The sequence below is a fragment of the Microcystis sp. M53598_WE2 genome (assembly GCF_030067735.1).
GTDB classification, from domain to species: domain Bacteria; phylum Cyanobacteriota; class Cyanobacteriia; order Cyanobacteriales; family Microcystaceae; genus Microcystis; species Microcystis aeruginosa.
The window spans coordinates 1-1,450 of the sequence record NZ_JASJFE010000567.1 but is presented as its reverse complement, the minus strand read 5'-3'; the positions used below and the strand labels follow the sequence as shown (position 1 = coordinate 1,450).

1 protein-coding gene and 2 tRNA genes are annotated in these 1,450 nt (G+C 45.0%); all 3 read right to left on the bottom strand.

All coding sequences use genetic code 11. The features are described from left to right. Positions 1–270 precede the first annotated feature (270 nt). Positions 271–344 (bottom strand) — tRNA-Pro (locus PX636_RS11520). 40 nt (positions 345–384) lie between these two features. Further along, positions 385–900 carry a GNAT family N-acetyltransferase gene (locus PX636_RS11515; protein ID WP_002736326.1) on the bottom strand — a complete coding sequence of 172 codons (516 nt, stop codon included), beginning with the start codon at positions 898–900 and terminating at the stop codon, positions 385–387. Positions 901–1,006: 106 nt separating this feature from the next. Then, positions 1,007–1,091 (bottom strand) — tRNA-Ser (locus PX636_RS11510). Positions 1,092–1,450: the final 359 nt, after the last annotated feature.

Below are 1,450 nucleotides of genomic sequence, written 5' to 3'. Positions count from 1 at the left end.
TCAGTTCCAAGCTGATTCGGAGCATCTTTCAATTTGACAACGCCAGATTTTGAGAGAATCGTGGTTCAAAACCTTGCATCTTCATCGACCTGCGTCCTGTACGGGCGAAGCATTCGGGCATAACCTATCGCTGAAACCGTAGATTTCCTATCCGAATGCTTCGCCCCTACTTTTCCCGCTAACTCACCAGAGTTTGGCAATAAAAAAAGGCAGCCTTTCTTGTCAACCGGAAAGGAGACAAAGTAAGGATTTGAAGAATTTTCTCTCCAGTCGGGATGACAGGATTTGAACCTGCGGCATCCTGCTCCCAAAGCAGGCGCGCTACCAAGCTGCGCTACATCCCGAAGTAAACTCCTTTTTTAGTATAGCCTAAGAGTGGCATTCTTAATCGGGATACCAAAACATCCCTTTGATACCTTCAGGATCGAGAACAAAACCGAGACGACGATAGAAATCCACCACCTGCGGATCGGCGAAAAGAGTTATATTACTGATGTCCTCACCCCGTAACTTCCTAATCATAAATTTCATTAATGCTTTACCAAAACCTTTACTTTGATAGTGAGGATGAACAACCACATCCCAGACTGTAGCATTAAAAGCGTGATCGGAAGTGGCACGAGCAAAACCCACTAAACGACGGCGATTACCTCGCACTTCCCACATCGACACCACTAAAAAACTACATTCGATCGCCTTTTTAACTTTGCGTAAAGGACGACGGGCCCAACCTACCGAGTCACAAAGTTCTTCTAACTCATATAGGTCTAGCTCTCGATCGGTACTAAAAAACACTCGTGTCTGTCCGAGGTCATTCTGGGCAACCTCTACCAAGTCTCCCGAATAGTCAGGAGATGCAGTGACTTCCGAGCTATTAAACAATCTTTTCCAAAAAACCATGCCGGGGGGCTACTGCCTCAATATTGTCCTTTTAGCCTAGTATATTTTATTTTCCCCTCTCTAAGAACAATCGGGCCACTGGAGTCCAAATTTGATTGGTTGAGTACGGAGAGGGTGGGATTTGAACCCACGAACCATTGCTGGTTACTCGATTTCAAGTCGAGCGCGATCAACCACTCTGCCACCTCTCCAAGGCAGCCATACCTAATATCTTATCATTAGAACTCTTGCATAAATCAAAAAATTTTCCGCAAATGCAGGTAAAAGGGTTGCATATTATAGAATATAGGGTTAAGGGTTAAAATTTCCCCTTTCCCCCTTCCCCAATTTCTGCAAGAAGTCTATTCTAGTCAATTAGAGGCACAATTAGGGTTGGCTGAAAAAGTCTTTCCTGGCGGCAGGGTGTGGGGGTTTACCGATTTTCAGGGAAAAAGTACCTGAATTTCCCCCCCCCTGATCACTCCTAGGCCTGGCACTTTTGGAGCTCAAAAAAGTCTAAAAGTCTTAGCCAACAAGGTTTTTAGATTTATTCAGCCAGCCCTAATTAGGG

Coding starts and splice junctions, on each gene's coding strand:
- PX636_RS11515 (WP_002736326.1), bottom strand. CDS start 900: ATGGTTTTTTGGAAAAGATTGTTTAATAGCTCGGAAGTCACTGCATCT.